This window comes from Pseudomonas sp. 09C 129, from assembly GCF_002843625.1.
GTDB lineage: Bacteria > Pseudomonadota > Gammaproteobacteria > Pseudomonadales > Pseudomonadaceae > Aquipseudomonas > Aquipseudomonas chlororaphis.
The window spans coordinates 5,188,682-5,203,852 of sequence record NZ_CP025261.1; the positions used below are offsets into that span (position 1 = coordinate 5,188,682).

At 62.2% G+C, this 15,171-nt stretch carries 12 protein-coding genes; 4 read left to right on the plus strand and 8 right to left on the minus strand.

The annotated features are described in order from the left end of the window. Positions 1-55 precede the first annotated feature (55 nt). The 3 genes from CXQ81_RS23035 to CXQ81_RS23045 form a co-directional block, all read right to left on the minus strand. Complete coding sequence (locus CXQ81_RS23035; RefSeq protein ID WP_101338672.1) at positions 56-1,468, minus strand: aspartate aminotransferase family protein; 1,413 nt, start codon at positions 1,466-1,468, stop codon at positions 56-58. Between the two features lie 247 nt (positions 1,469-1,715). Beyond that, the gene (locus CXQ81_RS23040) at positions 1,716-3,038 is read right to left on the minus strand and encodes an ATP-binding protein (protein ID WP_007922870.1); all 1,323 of its coding nucleotides are present in this window, start codon (positions 3,036-3,038) and stop codon (positions 1,716-1,718) included. Between the two features lie 3 nt (positions 3,039-3,041). Beyond that, entirely contained in the window at positions 3,042-3,719 is a 678-nt protein-coding gene (locus CXQ81_RS23045) for a response regulator (RefSeq protein WP_007922871.1), read from the minus strand. 153 nt (positions 3,720-3,872) lie between these two features. On the opposite strand from CXQ81_RS23045, the gene dsbD reads away from it, so the two are divergent. From dsbD to CXQ81_RS23065, 4 genes are all read left to right on the plus strand, one after another. Next, positions 3,873-5,603 carry a protein-disulfide reductase DsbD gene (gene dsbD / locus CXQ81_RS23050; RefSeq protein ID WP_101338673.1) on the plus strand — a complete coding sequence of 577 codons (1,731 nt, stop codon included), beginning with the start codon at positions 3,873-3,875 and terminating at the stop codon, positions 5,601-5,603. Beyond that, complete coding sequence (locus CXQ81_RS23055; protein ID WP_007922874.1) at positions 5,603-6,475, plus strand: TlpA disulfide reductase family protein; 873 nt, start codon at positions 5,603-5,605, stop codon at positions 6,473-6,475. The genes dsbD and CXQ81_RS23055 overlap by 1 nt, the downstream gene beginning before the upstream one ends. Further along, the gene (gene dsbG / locus CXQ81_RS23060; RefSeq protein WP_101338674.1) at positions 6,451-7,218 is read left to right on the plus strand and encodes a thiol:disulfide interchange protein DsbG; all 768 of its coding nucleotides are present in this window, start codon (positions 6,451-6,453) and stop codon (positions 7,216-7,218) included. Before CXQ81_RS23055 ends, dsbG begins: the two co-directional genes overlap by 25 nt. A gap of 94 nt (positions 7,219-7,312) precedes the next feature. Further along, complete coding sequence (locus CXQ81_RS23065) at positions 7,313-10,681, plus strand: ATP-binding protein (protein ID WP_101338675.1); 3,369 nt, start codon at positions 7,313-7,315, stop codon at positions 10,679-10,681. A gap of 124 nt (positions 10,682-10,805) precedes the next feature. On the opposite strand, the gene CXQ81_RS23070 is transcribed toward CXQ81_RS23065, so the two are convergent. The 5 genes from CXQ81_RS23070 to CXQ81_RS23090 form a co-directional block, all read right to left on the minus strand. Continuing rightward, the gene (locus CXQ81_RS23070) at positions 10,806-11,150 is read right to left on the minus strand and encodes a DUF6124 family protein (RefSeq protein ID WP_101338676.1); all 345 of its coding nucleotides are present in this window, start codon (positions 11,148-11,150) and stop codon (positions 10,806-10,808) included. A gap of 467 nt (positions 11,151-11,617) precedes the next feature. Continuing rightward, positions 11,618-12,670, minus strand: coding sequence for a hypothetical protein (locus CXQ81_RS23075; RefSeq protein WP_101338677.1), 1,053 nt, complete (start codon positions 12,668-12,670; stop codon positions 11,618-11,620). Positions 12,671-12,888: 218 nt separating this feature from the next. Further along, the gene (locus CXQ81_RS23080) at positions 12,889-13,707 is read right to left on the minus strand and encodes an alpha/beta fold hydrolase (protein WP_101338678.1); all 819 of its coding nucleotides are present in this window, start codon (positions 13,705-13,707) and stop codon (positions 12,889-12,891) included. Between the two features lie 317 nt (positions 13,708-14,024). Then, positions 14,025-14,489, minus strand: a complete 465-nt coding sequence (locus CXQ81_RS23085; protein WP_101338679.1) for a nitrogen fixation protein — start codon at positions 14,487-14,489, stop codon at positions 14,025-14,027. A gap of 62 nt (positions 14,490-14,551) precedes the next feature. After that, positions 14,552-14,770 (minus strand): hypothetical protein, encoded by a 219-nt coding sequence (locus tag CXQ81_RS23090; protein ID WP_101338680.1) that lies wholly within the window; start codon positions 14,768-14,770, stop codon positions 14,552-14,554. Between the last annotated feature and the right edge of the window lie 401 nt (positions 14,771-15,171).

A 15,171-nucleotide genomic window follows, 5' to 3' on the forward strand; every position in this document is an offset into this window, starting at 1 on the left:
GCTGCGCTGAACGCGCAGCGGTTGTGAATAAGGAACGTTCAAGGCCCGTGGAAAATTAGAGGCTGGCGACCGCCGCCGCCAACGCGCGGCTGAAAATATCCGCCACCTGGTCGATTTGCGCTGCGGTGATCACCAGCGGCGGCAGGAAACGCACCACGCTGCCATGGCGCCCGCCCATTTCCAGGATCAACCCGCGCTTGAGGCATTCACGCTGCACTAGCGGCGCCAGGCGGCTGAACTGCGGCGGATGGCCCAGGGCGTCTTTCTCGCCGGCCGGGTCCACCAGTTCGATCCCCAGCATCAGGCCGCGCCCGCGAATGTCGCCCATCTGCGGATAGTCGCGCTGCAGGATCCGCAGGTGCTCGCTCAAACGCTCGCCCATGGCGGCGGCATGCTCGGCCACCTGGTGTTCCTTGAGGTAGCGCATCACCGCGGAACCGGTGGCCATGGCCATCTGATTGCCACGGAAGGTGCCGGCATGGGCGCCCGGCAGCCAGGTGTCGAGCCAGTCGCGGTAGACCACCACCGCCATCGGCAGGCTGCCGCCGATGGCCTTGGACAGCACCACCACATCCGGAATGATCCCGGCGTGCTCGAAGGCGAACATCTTGCCGGTACGACCGAAGCCGCTCTGGATCTCATCGACGATCAAGGCCACGCCGGCCTTCTCGGTGATCCGGCGCACGCCGCGCAGCCAGTCGAGGTCGGCGGGAATCACCCCACCCTCACCCTGCACCGCTTCGACGATGATCGCCGCCGGCAGCTGCACGCCGGCTTCCGGATCGCTCAGCAGGTTTTCCAGGTAGCTCAGGTTGGCCTTGACCCCCGCTTCGCCACCCAGGCCGAACGGGCAGCGGTAGTCGTAAGGGAACGGCAGGATCTGCACGCCAGTGGTCAGCAGCGCACCCAGCGGGCGCTTCGGCCCCAGGCTGCCCATCAGGCTCAAGGCGCCCTGGGTCATGCCGTGGTAGGCGCCCTGGAACGACAGCACGGTGCTGCGGCCGGTGGCGGTACGGGTCAGCTTCAATGCCGCTTCCACGGCGTCGGTGCCGGTGGGGCCGCAGAACTGGATTTTCGCCTCGGCGGCCAGGGCCGGCGGCAACAGGCCGAACAGGTCCTGGACGAACTGGTCCTTGACCGGCGTGGTCAGGTCCAGGGTCAGCAGCGGCAGCTCATCGGCCAGCACCTGCTGGATGGCTTCGATCACCACCGGGTGGTTGTGGCCCAGGGCCAGGGTCCCGGCACCGGCCAGGCAGTCGATGAAACACCGGCCTTCGACGTCCTCGACATGAATCCCGCTCGCCCGCTTGAGCGCCAGCGGGATCCGCCGCGGGTAGCTGCGGGCATTGGATTCCTGCTGGTTCTGCCGGGCCAGCAACGGCGATTCGGTGAACTGGTAAAGCGTCTCGGCAGGCGCGGGACTGGTCCGCGCGGGCTGATCGTCGACAAGGCTGGTAGCAACTGACATCTCTCGAATCCTCACGCTGATGAGTTGAGCGAAACCGCACACCACACAGGTACGCAGCCGGTTCAGCGCGCACTCGCAGGTTTTCCTGTTCTGGAAACGCATCAGCGACGAGAGGATTTACACCCGGGAGAGGTTTATTGCGTATCAACCATAAAGGTTGTGGCGAACATGAGAATGCCATCGCGGGCAAGCCTCGCTCCTACAGAAGTGATATCTGTAGGAGCGAGGCTTGCCCGCGATGAGGCCCTCAGGCCGCTTGCAGCGGCATGGTCAGCTCGACCCGCAAGCCATCGGGCCGGCTGTCGAAATGCAGCACGCAACCGCAGCGCTGGACAATCGCCTGGACGATGGCCAGACCCAGGCCGCAACCGGTGCTCTGGCCGTTGCGCCAGAAGCGCTGGGTCAGGTGCTGCAAGTCATCCTCGGGAATGCCGTCACCGTGGTCGCGCACCTGGAAACGCACGCGATTGCCGATGGTTTCCAGGTTCAGCTCCACCGGTGCATCGCTCGGGGTGTGGCGCAGGGCGTTGTCCAGCAGGTTGCGCAGCGCAGCGATGGCCAGCACCGAGGGCATTTCCAGCGGCGCCGCCGACACCCGCTCGTCGATGTGCAACCTGACCCGCTGCCGGGCGCCGCTGGCGGCGTCCTGGATCGCGGTTTTCGCCACCTGTTCGGCACTGCACTGCACGCCGTCCTCGAACGACAGGCTGCCTTCGACCCGCGCCAGCAACAGCAGCTGCTCCAGGGTCCGGTGCAAGCGGTCGGCGCCTTCTTCGGCGCGCGCCAGGGATTGATCGCGGGCCGCGCCGTCGGTCATCCGCGCCACTTGCAGGTGAGTCTTGATCGCCGTCAGCGGGCTGCGCAATTCGTGGGCGGCGTCACCGGTCAGGCGGCGCTCGCGTTCGAGGGTCTTGCCGATGCGCTGGAACAGTTGGTTCTGGGTTTCCAGCAATGGCCGCAGCTCGCTGGGCAGCGGCTGGATCTGCAACGGCTCCAGGGAGTCGGCGCTGCGGCGCATCAGAGCATCGCGCATGCGGTTCAGCGGCGCCAGGCCCTGGCCGATCCCCAGCCACAACAACCACAGGCAACCGAGCAAGGCCACGCCGACCGGCACCGAAGCCGCCAGCAGCACCGACATGTTCAGCGCTTCACGCTCGACCTGGCGATCGGCGGTGGTGATACGCAGGTCGCCCCGGGCCAGGGTGAAACTGCGCCAGCGCACACCGTCGATCATCTGGTCGTGAAAGCCCATGCGCTCGGCTTCGAGCTTTTCGTCGGGATGGTTATGGCTGCGGGCGAGGATCTCGCCGCGCAGGGAGCTGACCTGGCAGGCCATGCCCCCGGGAATGTTCAGCTGTTCGGCGCTGAAATGGGTGCCCTCGCCCTTGCTCGGCAAGGCCGGCAATTGCTCCAGCAGGCCGGCGACCATGCGCGCCGACGCCACCAGGCGCTGGTCGAGGGAAAACATCATCTGGTTGCGCAGGTCACTGAACATCCAGGCCGCGGCAAGCGCCCAGATCAGCACGAAGGCCGCGCCGATGGTCAGGCTCAGGCGCAAACGCAGGCTCATCACTTACGACTCCTCCCCGCCATCCGCCGGCCCCAGGCGATAGCCCAGGCCGCGCACGGTCTCGACGATGCCGTTGCCGAGTTTGCGCCGCAGGTGGTGGATATGCACGTTGAGGGCGTTGCTTTCCAGTTCGTCGTTGAAACCGTAGACGCTGTCCTTGAGCTGCTCGCTGGACAGCACCCGGCCGCGGTTGTGCAGCAGCGCCTGGAGCAGCGCCTGCTCGCGTCGCGACAGGTCCACCGGCTGGCCGCCGAGCTGGGTTTCGCGGGTGCTTGGGTCGTAGGTCAGGCGGCCGTGCTCGATCAGGTTGACGCTGCGCCCCGCCACCCGGCGCAACAGGGTATGCAGGCGCGCCGCCAGTTCCCGCAGGTCGAAGGGTTTGAGCAGGTAATCGTCGGCGCCGGCCTGCAGGCCGTCGACCCGGTCGGTGACCGAGTCCCGCGCGGTGAGGATCAGCACGGGGATTTCCAGGCCGTTGTGGCGCAGTTGCTTGAGCAGTTTCAGGCCGTCCTCGTCGGGCAGGCCGAGGTCGAGCACCATCACGTCGAATTCCGCCACGCCGAGCATGGCCCGCGCCGCCGAGGCAGTGGCCACGTGCTCGACCGTCAGGCCCTGGGCCGTGAGGCCGGCCACGATCCCGCTGGCAATCAGCTCATCATCTTCACAGACAAGTACGTGCATGGTGGAACCTGTAGAAAAGGGGTGCATTAAATCGAGCGCCGATTAAGCCGACATTATGCCTGCACCGCTAGTGCCACAAGGCGTGCAGGGTTAATCATCGGTTAATCGCCATCGGCCATTGTGCGGTCACTTGCACCGGTTTAAGGCTTTTCCATGCGTCGTCTGTTCATCCTGTTGTTCATGCTGCTGTCGGGCCTGGCCCAGGCGGGTAACAACCCGTTCGAGGTCAAACCCGACTTTCTCCCGGTCGGCAAAGCCTTCGTCTTCACCTCCGAACGCCTGGCGTCGGGGGAAACCCAGCTGTTCTGGCAGATCGCCGACGGCTATTACCTGTATCAGCAACGGCTGAAATTCGACGGCCTGGCGGAAGCGCACAAACCGGCGCTGCCCGAGGGCGAGGCCCACAGCGACGAATTCTTCGGCGCGCAGCAGGTGTATCGCCAGGGCCTGGAACTGAAAATCCCCGCCGGCGCCACCGGCAAGGTCAAGGTCGGCTGGCAAGGCTGCGCCGACGCCGGCCTGTGCTACCCGCCGCAATCTCTGGAAGTGGACCTGGGTGGCAGTCCGGCCGCCGCCAATGCCACCGAAGCCAGCGATCAGGCCCTGGCCAGCGGCCTGCAACAGCGGGCCCTGGGCTGGAGCCTGCTGGTGTTCTTCGGCCTCGGCCTGCTGCTGGCCTTCGCCCCCTGCTCGCTGCCGATGCTGCCGATCCTCGCCGGCCTGGTGGTGGGCAGCGGCGCCAGCCCGCGGCGCGGCTTCGCCCTGGCCGGCAGCTATGTGGTGTGCATGGCGTTGGTCTATGCCGCGATGGGCGTGCTAGCCGCGCTGCTCGGCGCCAACCTGCAAGCCCTGCTGCAACAGCCCTGGCTGCTGGGCAGCTTTGCCGCGGTGTTCGTGATCCTGGCACTGCCGATGTTCGGCTTCTTCGAGATGCAATTGCCGGCGGCCCTGCGCGATCGCCTGGAAAACGCCAGCCGCTCGCGCAGCGGCGGCAGCCTGGTCGGCGCCGGGGTGCTCGGTGCCCTGTCCGGCCTGCTGGTCGGCCCGTGCATGACCGCGCCGCTGGCCGGCGCCCTGCTGTACATCGCCCAGAGCGGCAATGCCCTGCACGGCGGGCTGATCCTGTTCGTCATGGGCCTGGGCATCGGCCTGCCGCTGTTGTTGCTGGTGACCGTGGGCAACCGCTTCCTGCCCAAGCCCGGCCCGTGGATGAACCTGCTCAAGGGCGTGTTCGGCTTCCTCTTTCTCGGCACCGCCATCGTGCTGCTGCGCCCGGTGCTCGACGAATCGCTGTGGATAGGCTTGTGGGGCGCGCTGGCGCTGGTCCTGGCCTACACCGCCTGGTATCAGATGCGTGCCGCCGGGCGCGCCGGGCACCTGTTCGGCGCCAGCTCGGTGGTGTTCGGCCTGTGGGGCAGCCTGCTGCTGGTGGGCGCCGCCGGTGGCAGCGACGACCTGTGGCGACCGCTGAAGGTCTATAGCGGCGGCAATGGCGTGGCGACCGTCAGCGCCCACGACGCCTTCAGCACCGTCAACGACCCGGCCGCCCTGCAAGGCGCCCTCGACACCGCCAGGGCCCAGGGCCAGTGGGTGCTGCTGGACTACTACGCTGACTGGTGCGTGTCCTGCAAGATCATGGAAAAACAGGTGTTCGGCCAACCCCAGGTCCTCGAGGCCCTGAAAGACGTGCACCTGCTGCGCCTGGACGTGACGGCCGACAACGCCGCCAGCCGCGAACTGCTCAACCGGTATAAAGTGCCGGGGCCGCCGAGCCTGCTGTGGATCGGCCCGGACGGCGAAGAACGCCGCAGCCAGCGGATTACCGGTGAGGTAGACGCGGCTGCCTTCCTGCAACGCTGGACCGCTACCCGAGAAGCCCGTTGATGCTGACCTTTACCATCGGCACCTTTGCCATCGCGCTCAACCACCTGCTGCTGATCAGTGCCCTGGCGCTGGCCACCTTGGTCGGCTGGCGAGTCGCCAAGCGTGGTGGCGAGAACCCGGAATCGGTGCTGTTCGGCCTGTTCCTGCTGGGCATGCTGGCGGCGCGCATCGGCTTCGTGGTCGCCTACTGGAAGCATTATCGCCACGACCTGTGGCAAATCATCGACCTGCGCGACGGCGGTTTCCTCGCCTGGCCGGGGGCCATCGTCCTGCTGCTGGCCGCCCTCGCCTGGGGCTGGCGCCGCCCGGCCCTGCGCCAGCCGCTGGGCGCCGGGGTCGGCAGCGGCCTGGCGTTCTGGCTGCTCGCCACCCTGTCCCTGAGCCTTTTCGAACAAGGCACGCGGCTGCCGGAAATCGCCCTGCGCAACCCCGACGGCGCCACCGTGCAACTGACCAGCTACCAGGGCAAACCGCTGGTGATCAATCTCTGGGCCACCTGGTGCCCGCCCTGCCGTCGGGAAATGCCGGTGCTGGAAAGAGCCCAGCAGCAGCGCCCGGACCTGACCTTCCTGTTCGTCAACCAGGCCGAAAGCATGCAGAGCGTCAGCACCTTCCTGGCCACCCAGGAGTTGAACCTGAACAACGTGTTGTTCGACGGCAGCGGCCGCCTGGGCAAGGCCGTGGGCTCCATGGCGCTACCGACTACGCTGTTCTACAGCGCCGACGGGCGCCTGCTCGGCAGCCACCTGGGCGAGCTGTCCGAAGCCAGCCTGGCCCGCGCCCTGGAACATTTCGACTCAGCGCATTCGACCACGGCCACGCAGGCCGCCCCTTCAAGGAAATTGCCATGCCTTTCATCCGCCACCTGCTGAGCCTGTCCCTGGGCGCCGCCCTGCTCCAGGCCCCGCTGCTGCACGCCGAAGAACTGCCCGAGGCGATCAAGAAGATCGAAGCCAAAGGCGCCAAGATCGTCGGCAGCTTCGATGCCCCGGACGGCCTCAAGGGCTATGCCGCGCAGTACCAGAACCGCGGCATGGCGCTGTACCTGACCCCGGACGGCAAACATGTGCTGCTGGGCAACCTGTACGACGCCGACGGCAAGGACCTGAGCGCCGAGCCGCTACAAAAACTGGTGTACGCGCCAATGGCTAAGGCCGTCTGGGCCAAGATGGAAAAGAGCCACTGGATCGCCGATGGCAAGGCCGACGCGCCGCGCGTGATCTATCTGTTCAGCGACCCCAACTGCCCTTACTGCAACATGTTCTGGGAACAGGCGCGGCCCTGGGTGAACGCCGGCAAGGTCCAGCTGCGGCACATCATGGTCGGCATCATCCGCGAAGACAGCCCGGGCAAATCCGCCGCCCTGCTGGCCGCCAAAGACCCGCAGAAAGCCCTGCAGGACCACGAGAAAGCCGGCAAGGGCAGCAGCCTCAAGCCCCTGGCCAAGATCCCCGCCGAGGTCCAGGCCAAGCTCGACGCCAACATGGCGCTGATGGACGAACTGGAGCTGTCCGCCACCCCGGCGATCTTCTACATGGACGACAAGGGCGAGCTGCAACAGCAACAAGGCGCACCGGCGCCGGACAAGCTGGGCAAGATTTTCGGGCCCAAATGAATGAGAGGCGCCACGACCTGACCACTAATGGCCTTTAGCCTTACCGACAGCGTTACACTACTGCCTTTATTCACGCAGACAGGGATGTGACGTTTTGAAAGCTCAAGGACAAGCCAGGCTTTTAGACATTCTCGATTACTGGCACAAGGTGGAATTCTTTCTACCTTATGCCCTCGGGAAATATGTTGAGGACTTCAAGAAATGGGAGACCCGATGGCTCTCCCAGGAAATTCTCCAGCAGAGCAAGGACAGCCACTGGCGCAACTTTTCCATACCTGAAGACCTTCAAGTCAAAGGCTTCAATCTCTATATCGGGGTCTTTGACGCCTCCGTCATTGCGACTCTTTGCGAACCGTATCTGGCCGCTTTATCGGTAGACGAGAACACCTTCTACGAAGAGCAGGAACGGGTGGAGCTTGAAGGGTTTACCTGCTTCGCCAAGATCAAGCTCAATGCTCAAGCCGTCCCGCAACTGGATGCCGTGTCACTGTCGACGGCTCCCTGGGCCCTGGGGCAAACGGTGAGCAAAGGGCTTGGTGCGCTTGGCCATCAAGCCTTCGAGGACGCCAAGGAGCAGTTGATCAAACTGCTGCACAACTTCCACGGACAGCGTCAGCAAAACGATGACCCAGCCTTGATGGCCGAGGAAGTCATGCATCTGCATCAACTGCTGTGCAACTGGGCCAGTTTCACGCCAGAGCAAAACAGCGGTAGCTCGGTCGCATTGCTTCAAGTGCTGACCCAGCCCAAGGTCGAGAAACCACTCACGCAACCCTCTGCGGCGCAGGCAACGGAAGTCGAGGACGAAGAGGAGCCCGATACCGAGATCGACATCCTCAACAGCTTTTTCATAAAAGACATCGAGCGTGCGATCGCCAGCCTGCAACGCGCAGAACAGCCGCTGCCTTTGCTTCAATACCTGGGCGAAGCCGACCCGGGCAAAAGAATCGACCTGTATACCGACAATGGCCGCAAGGCCATTTACCGGGCCCTGCAACCGCAATGCATAAACCCCGGGCATTGGCCGGATGAGCCGGGCCATGCCATGAGCCTGATGCAACAGTTCGCGATCAATACCGCGCTCGGCACCTTGGAAAACAGTGGGGTGTTCTCCGTTAACGGACCACCCGGGACAGGCAAAACGACGTTGTTGCGCGACATGTTCGCCGAGAACATCGTGCGTCGGGCGCGGGTATTGGCGGGATACAGCGAGGCGGAAGATGCTTTCGTCGGCGGGAAAAAGCCGCAGGTCACCTTCAAGGGCATGCCGAATACCTACACCATCCGCGCGCTCAAACCTGAGTTGACCGGCTATGAAATGGTGGTGGCCTCCTCCAACAATGCCGCCGTGGAAAACATTTCCCGAGACCTGCCCAAACGCAAATCCCTGGGAAAATGCTGGAACGACGTGCAGTACCTGCAACCGGTCGCCCATAAGATTGCCGCACAAAAAAGCGATGGCAGCATCAGCGACCTGTCCGACGAGGACAAACCCTGGGGCTTGATCTGCGCCGCACTCGGTAATAGCAACAACCGAAAGGTCCTGCAGGAACGCATGTTCTTCGCCCCGGTAGACTCCACCGAGCCCAATCGGCCACTGACGATTCGGCAATGGGTGGATGAATACAAAGGCCCCACCTTCAAGGATGCCAGCGCAGCCTTCAAAAAAGCCGATGAGGCGGTCAGCAAAGCACTGGAGGAACGAGCCCGTTACGCCAGCCTGCTGGAAGAAATGGCGGCTACCGATGAACAGGCCTTCCTGCGCCTTCAGCAACAGTCATTCAATCAGGCCGAACAGACCAGGGCGTCCGCCCAGCAAGCCCTCGACCAACAGCAACAGCAACAGCAACTTCAAGCAACGGCGCAACATCTGAGCAGCCTTCAGGAACTGGAGCGCCTGATAGATCGCAGCCGTCCGGTCTGGTGGAAGCGCTTGTTCAATACTCAAGCCGCTAAAACCCACCGTGACGAACAACTGGAAAATGCCCGGCTTCAGCGTCTGGCGCATGAAGAGATCAACCGCGCGAAAAGCCTTCTGAACAAAAGCCTCAGACCAGAACTTGAAAGCGCGCAAACCGCATTGCTGTTCTGTAGAAGCGAACTCGATACCCGTCTGGCGCAATGGCAAGACAAGTGCCGATGCCTGGACGATTTCGCCAGCCGCCTGGGCCGTCCGGATTTGCCAAGTCAGCTCAGTGAGCTGGAGAACAGCGAGTTCCAGATCAATGGGCTTTGGCATGATGAAGCACTCAATCGCTTGCGCTCGACCTTGTTCGCCGCGGCTTTGACCCTGCATGAAGCCTGGCTGGCCGAGGTGGCGCCCTCGGGCTCGAACGGCAAGGGCTTCAGCGCCAACCTCGCCGCCATCAGCCTGTTGCTGAGCAACAAGACACCCGAGGATGAGCGACTGACCCAGGTGCTCTGGCAAAGCCTGTTCATGGTGATCCCGGTGGTCTCGAGCACCTTTGCCTCCTTTGCCAACCAGTTCCGTGGGTTGGGTGCTGGCTCTTTGGGCTGGCTGTACATCGACGAGGCGGGACAGGCCGTGCCCCAGGCCGCCGTCGGTGCCTTGTGGCGGGCGCAAAGAGCCATGGTGGTGGGCGACCCCCTGCAAATCGAGCCGGTCTTCACCCTGCCGCAACGCCTGGTCAAGACCCTGGGCCAGCTATCGGTACACACGGCGAACGATGCCTTCGCCCCCAATCGTGTGTCGGTGCAAAGCCTGGCGGACCACAACAATCTGTATGGCAGCGTGTTCAAGAACGACACCGATCAAGAGCTGTGGATCGGCAGCCCGTTGAGGGTCCACAGACGCTGCATCGAACCCATGTTCAGCCTGTCGAATCAGATCGCCTACGGTAACAAGATGGTCTTTGGCCTGCCCAATGCCCACGCCGAACAGGACGCCCCCGTGTACAGCTCCAGTTGCTGGGTCGATATCCCTGGCAATGTCGAACACAAACAGGTTGTCCCCCAGCAGATCGAGTTCATGGTCGATCTGCTCGGGCAGCTGTACCTGCGCGATGGAGAGCTGCCGCAGCTGTACGTGATCTCGCCGTTCAAGGCCGTGCGCCTGGCCCTGCAAAAAGCCATACGCATGGCGGCCTGGGCCCGGCCCAACCATCGCCCGAAATTACCTGCGGGCGAGTTGAAGCAGTGGTTGAAAGCCTCCATCGGCACCGTGCATACCTTCCAGGGTAAAGAACAAGACACCGTGTTCATGCTGCTGGGGGCAGACACCGAGCATGCGGGAGCGGCGCAGTGGGCCGCCTCCAAACCCAACCTGCTGAACGTTGCCCTCACCCGGGCCAAACGTCGGGTCTATCTGGTGGGGGATTTTGAACTGTGGGGGTCGCTGCGCTACTTCGATGCGGTGAGTCGCGGCAAATTCCCGCTGCAAAGAATGGGGCCCGCTTCATTTCTGGCGAAAATGAATGCGCTGGAAGAACAGACCCCAAGTTGAACACCGTCAGCGCCTGACGCTGACCTGAGCGCTCGCCCCCACGGATACCTGATTGTGAAACGACCATCAGGCCCCCGTGGGGGCGAACCCGCTCACGATGCGCGCTTCAAAAAACAGTATCGGTTCAACGGGCACCGCGCCCATCCAGCAACGCATCCACCACCGCCCTGGCCATTTCCACGGAATGGACCATCGACCAGATCAACCCACGCTCCAGGCCACTGCCGCGTTCGGTGATTTCATCGCTGACTTCTTCGGCGCATTTGAGCAAGAGCGAGACATGCACCAGGGCTTCTTCGGCGCTGATGCCTTCGCGTACACAGAAAAGAGAATCCGGACCTACCGGCCCTGCCGTAGTGGCAGGAAGAGCATCGAATGATTCGGCAGGCGAATTGGCCAGAGATTGGCGCAAGGTCTGATTGGCAGTCTTCAGTTCAGGGTAGCGATACACAGGAATTGGCTTTTTCATGGGTGCAGTCCTCAACACAGTGGATATGAATACCCAGCGATTACTTCTGGGTCTTCGTACGTTCCCGACAGTTTTTCGGACTTGCACTTCCGGCCATCGATTTGGCGACGACCCACGCAGACTAGTAGCTCAGAACAGCCACCTTCAAGCCGCAAACTGCGTCTCGGAAATACCCTACAAAAGAAAGCGAATTGGCCCCCTGTAGCCGCTGCCGAGCCTGCGAGGCTGCGATCGACTGCGCAGCAGGCGCCAAACCTGCCCATGCGGTGTGTCAGGCAAAAAACCGTCGCCTGGTTTACGGCCGCTTCGCGCCCGATCGCAGCCTTCGGCAGCGGCTACAGGAGCGTGTCTGAATTCGGCGCCTGTGCATAAGCCGCTTCGTCGGAATGCCGCGCAGTCGATCGCAGCCTCGCAGGCTCGGCAGCGGCTACAGGGGCATGTCAGATTTCGGCATTTGTGCGTAAGGCTCAGGCGAACTCGTCCGGCGCTTCGCGGGCGAGGATATTTTCCAGCTCGCCGGTGTCAGCCCGTTCGTTGAGGATGGCACTGACCTGATCGACCCAGACCTTTTCCGAGGCAATCCCGGCCCACGACTGGCTGCCGAAGCCGTGATACGGCCGGTCATCGAAGGTGCTGATCAGCAGTTGGTTGAAGCGCACCGTTTCCAGGTTCTTGCGCTGGATCTGCATCTGCAGCGCCCCCAGCACCTTCTGCTGCTCTTGCGGGTTCGGGCGATAGCTGAAGAGCCGCGGCGAACTGAGCACCAGGAACTCCGGTGGAAGGTTTTCATCGATGGCCGCCTGCAAGCGGTAATGGCCATCGAGAATCAGGTGGCAGCTCAGGCCGCTGACGTACCACAGCAGGATGGGCGGCAAGCTGCCCTCGCGGGCTTTCTTGCGCCACCATTTGAGGCGCCCGGAATGCGGGTCCACTGCATGCAGGCCGACCACCGCGCCGCCACTCTCGCCCAACTCGACCCAGCGCGCCGCGCCGGGTTGCTGGTTGTCGAGGATGTTACGGCCGTAGATCGCCCACTGCGGCATATGGCTCAGGGCGTCTTCGCCGCCCTTGAAGTACCAGGCTTCGGTACCGCTCAACAACGGCCGCATCGGCTTGAGGGATTCCGGGCGCAGGGCCCGCACCAGCCAGTAGCCAGGGTAGAAAAAGTCCGACTGGTGCTGCATCAACTGCTGGACGAAAAAGCGGCTCCAGGCCTTGAGGCGCAGGGCCGGGTCGAGGCGTAGCTGTTGCTCCACCTGAGGCGAATCGATGGGGCACACCAGGGTTTGCGGCCATTGCTCCAGCAGGTGATTGCGTACCAGCCACACGCCGTAAAGGCAGCGGGACATGGTGCCCCAGAGCAGCGTCTGGTCACCCAGCACCAGTTGCATGCGGCGGTTGTTGCCACTGAGCAGGCGCAAGTTCGGCTTGCCGCTGGCCGGGCGCTTGACCTCCACCCCGAGGCCGTTCCAGTTGCCGGCCAGATCCTCGATATCACGCCAGTAAATGTGTTCCGTCATCGCCCCTGTCCCTGAATGAAAACGCCCGGCGCAGGTGCTTGGACCTGCGCCGGGCGCGACTATAGCAGAGGGTCGTGTGGTGGCCGTGGGATCGCATCGCGGGCAATCGAGCGTCGACCGGCCGCTCCTACAGAAGAATGCGATCCACCAGGAAAAATACGGTTTCTGTAGGAGCGAAGCTTGCTCGCGATAACGTCAGCCCAAACGTCGCCGAGGTATCAGCAGGAATGCCGCTCAGCCAAAAACTTCAACAACGCCTCGGTGACAAACGCCGGGTTCTCCAGGTTGGAGATATGCCCGGCCTCGGGCACCAGCTGATAAGGGCAACCAATCAGCTCGGCCATTTCCCGGGTTTCCGCAGGTGGGCGCGGTTTGTCCTGGTCGCCGCACAGCAGCAAGGTGGTCTTGGGGTCCAGCTGGTCCAGGCGCGATAGCAGGTCTGCGCGGCTGAAGGTGATGCGGCCCATGGGCACCACGCTTTCGCGCAGGCGTTCGCTGGGCAGTGCCGCGAGGACCGCGCGGAAGTCCTGGTACAGCGCCGACTGCGGGTCGATGCCAGGACGGAAGAAAATCGGTACCACGATGTCCAGCAGCGGCGACGGGATGGTCCCCGCCTCTTCGATCTGCTTGAACAACGAGAAGTAGTACTGACGGGTCGGCTCGGGCTCGGCCCCGAGGTAGGTGTCCATCAGCACCAGGCCATTGATGCGTTGCGGCGCCGCCAGGGCCAGGCGCGCGCCCCACATGCCGCCCACGGACAGGCCGACCAGGGTGATGCGTTCGATCTCAAGATGATCCAGCAGCGCCAGCACCTGCCGGGCGATATCGTCCAGCGAGGCAGTGCCTTGCGGCAGCGCGCCGGACTGGCCGTGGCCCCACAGGTCCAGGGCGATCACCCGGTACTGCCGGGACAGCGCCTCGATCTGCGGCGCCCACATGTTCAGGTCCCACAGGTAGCTGCCGGCCAGCAGCACCGCCGGGCCGCTGCCCTGGTCCAGGTAGTGAAGGGCTTGTCCATCAATAGTCGCGAAGGGCATCAACTGTCTCCTGTCAGGTGGGCTGCGAAAAAGCCTCGGTAGACTGTGCCAGTGAAGGGTTGCCGTCAATCGGACAAGTCCTAAGGGCCGTGCCAGCCTGGAGGTTTTTCGCGAGCAAACTTGCCCCCACAGAAGATGATGGAATCCATGTAGGCTGCTGAACACCTGAACGATGTGTATACCTTCGACACCCTTGAGTGAGATATCGAAGAGCGGCACAGCCGGCCCCTTCGACTCCCCTCCAGAAGTGGCAAATAGACTCAAAGTTCATATCAGAGAGTGCAAGTTGATCAGTTCAACGAGACTCACACTTTGAGCTATATCGGGGTTGCCGCAATAATGATCATCTCGTCCTGGGAAAAACTGTTGGTTACGACTTGCGGACAGCGGAAACAGGCATCGGGGCCCTGTTCATTCCACCAGCGACAGGAGGCTCTTATCGAGCAACGGGGAAGTTTGTCTGTGACCGTTTTTAATTTCTCTACGGTGCGCGATACAAGCTGGCAGCCTCCTTCCTTGTAATGCTGGCATCGCATTTCCGCACAGGGTGCGGAAATGCGAAATACCTCTGCCGGACTGACAGGGGCTGTTGATTCAGCCAGCTCTTTCGTCATGGGTATTGCTTGTGAAAGGTAAGCTACTTCAGGAGCTGCCACCGTGCCATTCACCACCCCGAATATTTTCGCTCCTTCCCATTCCGGCTGAGCACTTGGGCACAGAAGCGCCTTATTTCGACCGTTCTCAATCAATCGGCGGGATTTTTCCAACGATTTGGGTGGCATTTTATTCCCTCCACCAGCATTCCTTCTGTCCCTATTGGCTTGACGAAAAAATGCCGAAAAACCTAGACCTTGCCAATATTGGCAACTTCCTTGAGTTCGCCTACCGCGCTTTGGGGGAGCACTTGAATGTTGAAGTCAATCCTTCCACCATAAATAAGGATTTTATCGCGCAACGCTTCTCCACGAGTATCAAGCGCTCTTTGCAAACCGGTAGCGATTGCAGTGCTTATATCGGCAACAGACAGATTCGTTGTTACGCGGTCAAACTTTTCATTGGACATTTTAATTCTCCAAAACATAGCCGTTGAAATAACTGGAGGCGTGCAAGCAGAACATCAATGGCGTTTTGGTGTCTCGGGGGCTTGGTAATGGCTCGCTTCAAACAGCTCCATGTCCATAAAAACTCCAAAATAACGATCTGCCATTATTGCTGGCGCGGCAATGACTTTGATAGTCAACCCACTGTAAGAGCATAGCCACTAAAGTTAGCGTCAAAAGTCAAATTTGGAAGATGGATTAACTCGAATCACTATAAGTGAAAGACTGAATCGCCCTGGTCGCGGAGATACTTCAAAATTTCATTGCGAGCCCCATGAGCAGTTCTGCGAAGGACTCTAATCTCGCACGGTGAGGGATGAATAATTCGACCCGAAGGGCCGAGTTTTTTAGAACAGCGACATCT

Coding starts and splice junctions, on each gene's coding strand:
- CXQ81_RS23035 (WP_101338672.1), bottom strand. CDS start 1,468: ATGTCAGTTGCTACCAGCCTTGTCGACGATCAGCCCGCGCGGACCAGT.
- CXQ81_RS23040 (WP_007922870.1), bottom strand. CDS start 3,038: ATGAGCCTGCGTTTGCGCCTGAGCCTGACCATCGGCGCGGCCTTCGTG.
- CXQ81_RS23045 (WP_007922871.1), bottom strand. CDS start 3,719: ATGCACGTACTTGTCTGTGAAGATGATGAGCTGATTGCCAGCGGGATC.
- dsbD (WP_101338673.1), top strand. CDS start 3,873: ATGCGTCGTCTGTTCATCCTGTTGTTCATGCTGCTGTCGGGCCTGGCC.
- CXQ81_RS23055 (WP_007922874.1), top strand. CDS start 5,603: ATGCTGACCTTTACCATCGGCACCTTTGCCATCGCGCTCAACCACCTG.
- dsbG (WP_101338674.1), top strand. CDS start 6,451: ATGCCTTTCATCCGCCACCTGCTGAGCCTGTCCCTGGGCGCCGCCCTG.
- CXQ81_RS23070 (WP_101338676.1), bottom strand. CDS start 11,150: ATGAAAAAGCCAATTCCTGTGTATCGCTACCCTGAACTGAAGACTGCC.
- CXQ81_RS23075 (WP_101338677.1), bottom strand. CDS start 12,670: ATGACGGAACACATTTACTGGCGTGATATCGAGGATCTGGCCGGCAAC.
- CXQ81_RS23080 (WP_101338678.1), bottom strand. CDS start 13,707: ATGCCCTTCGCGACTATTGATGGACAAGCCCTTCACTACCTGGACCAG.
- CXQ81_RS23085 (WP_101338679.1), bottom strand. CDS start 14,489: ATGCCACCCAAATCGTTGGAAAAATCCCGCCGATTGATTGAGAACGGT.
- CXQ81_RS23090 (WP_101338680.1), bottom strand. CDS start 14,770: ATGTCCAATGAAAAGTTTGACCGCGTAACAACGAATCTGTCTGTTGCC.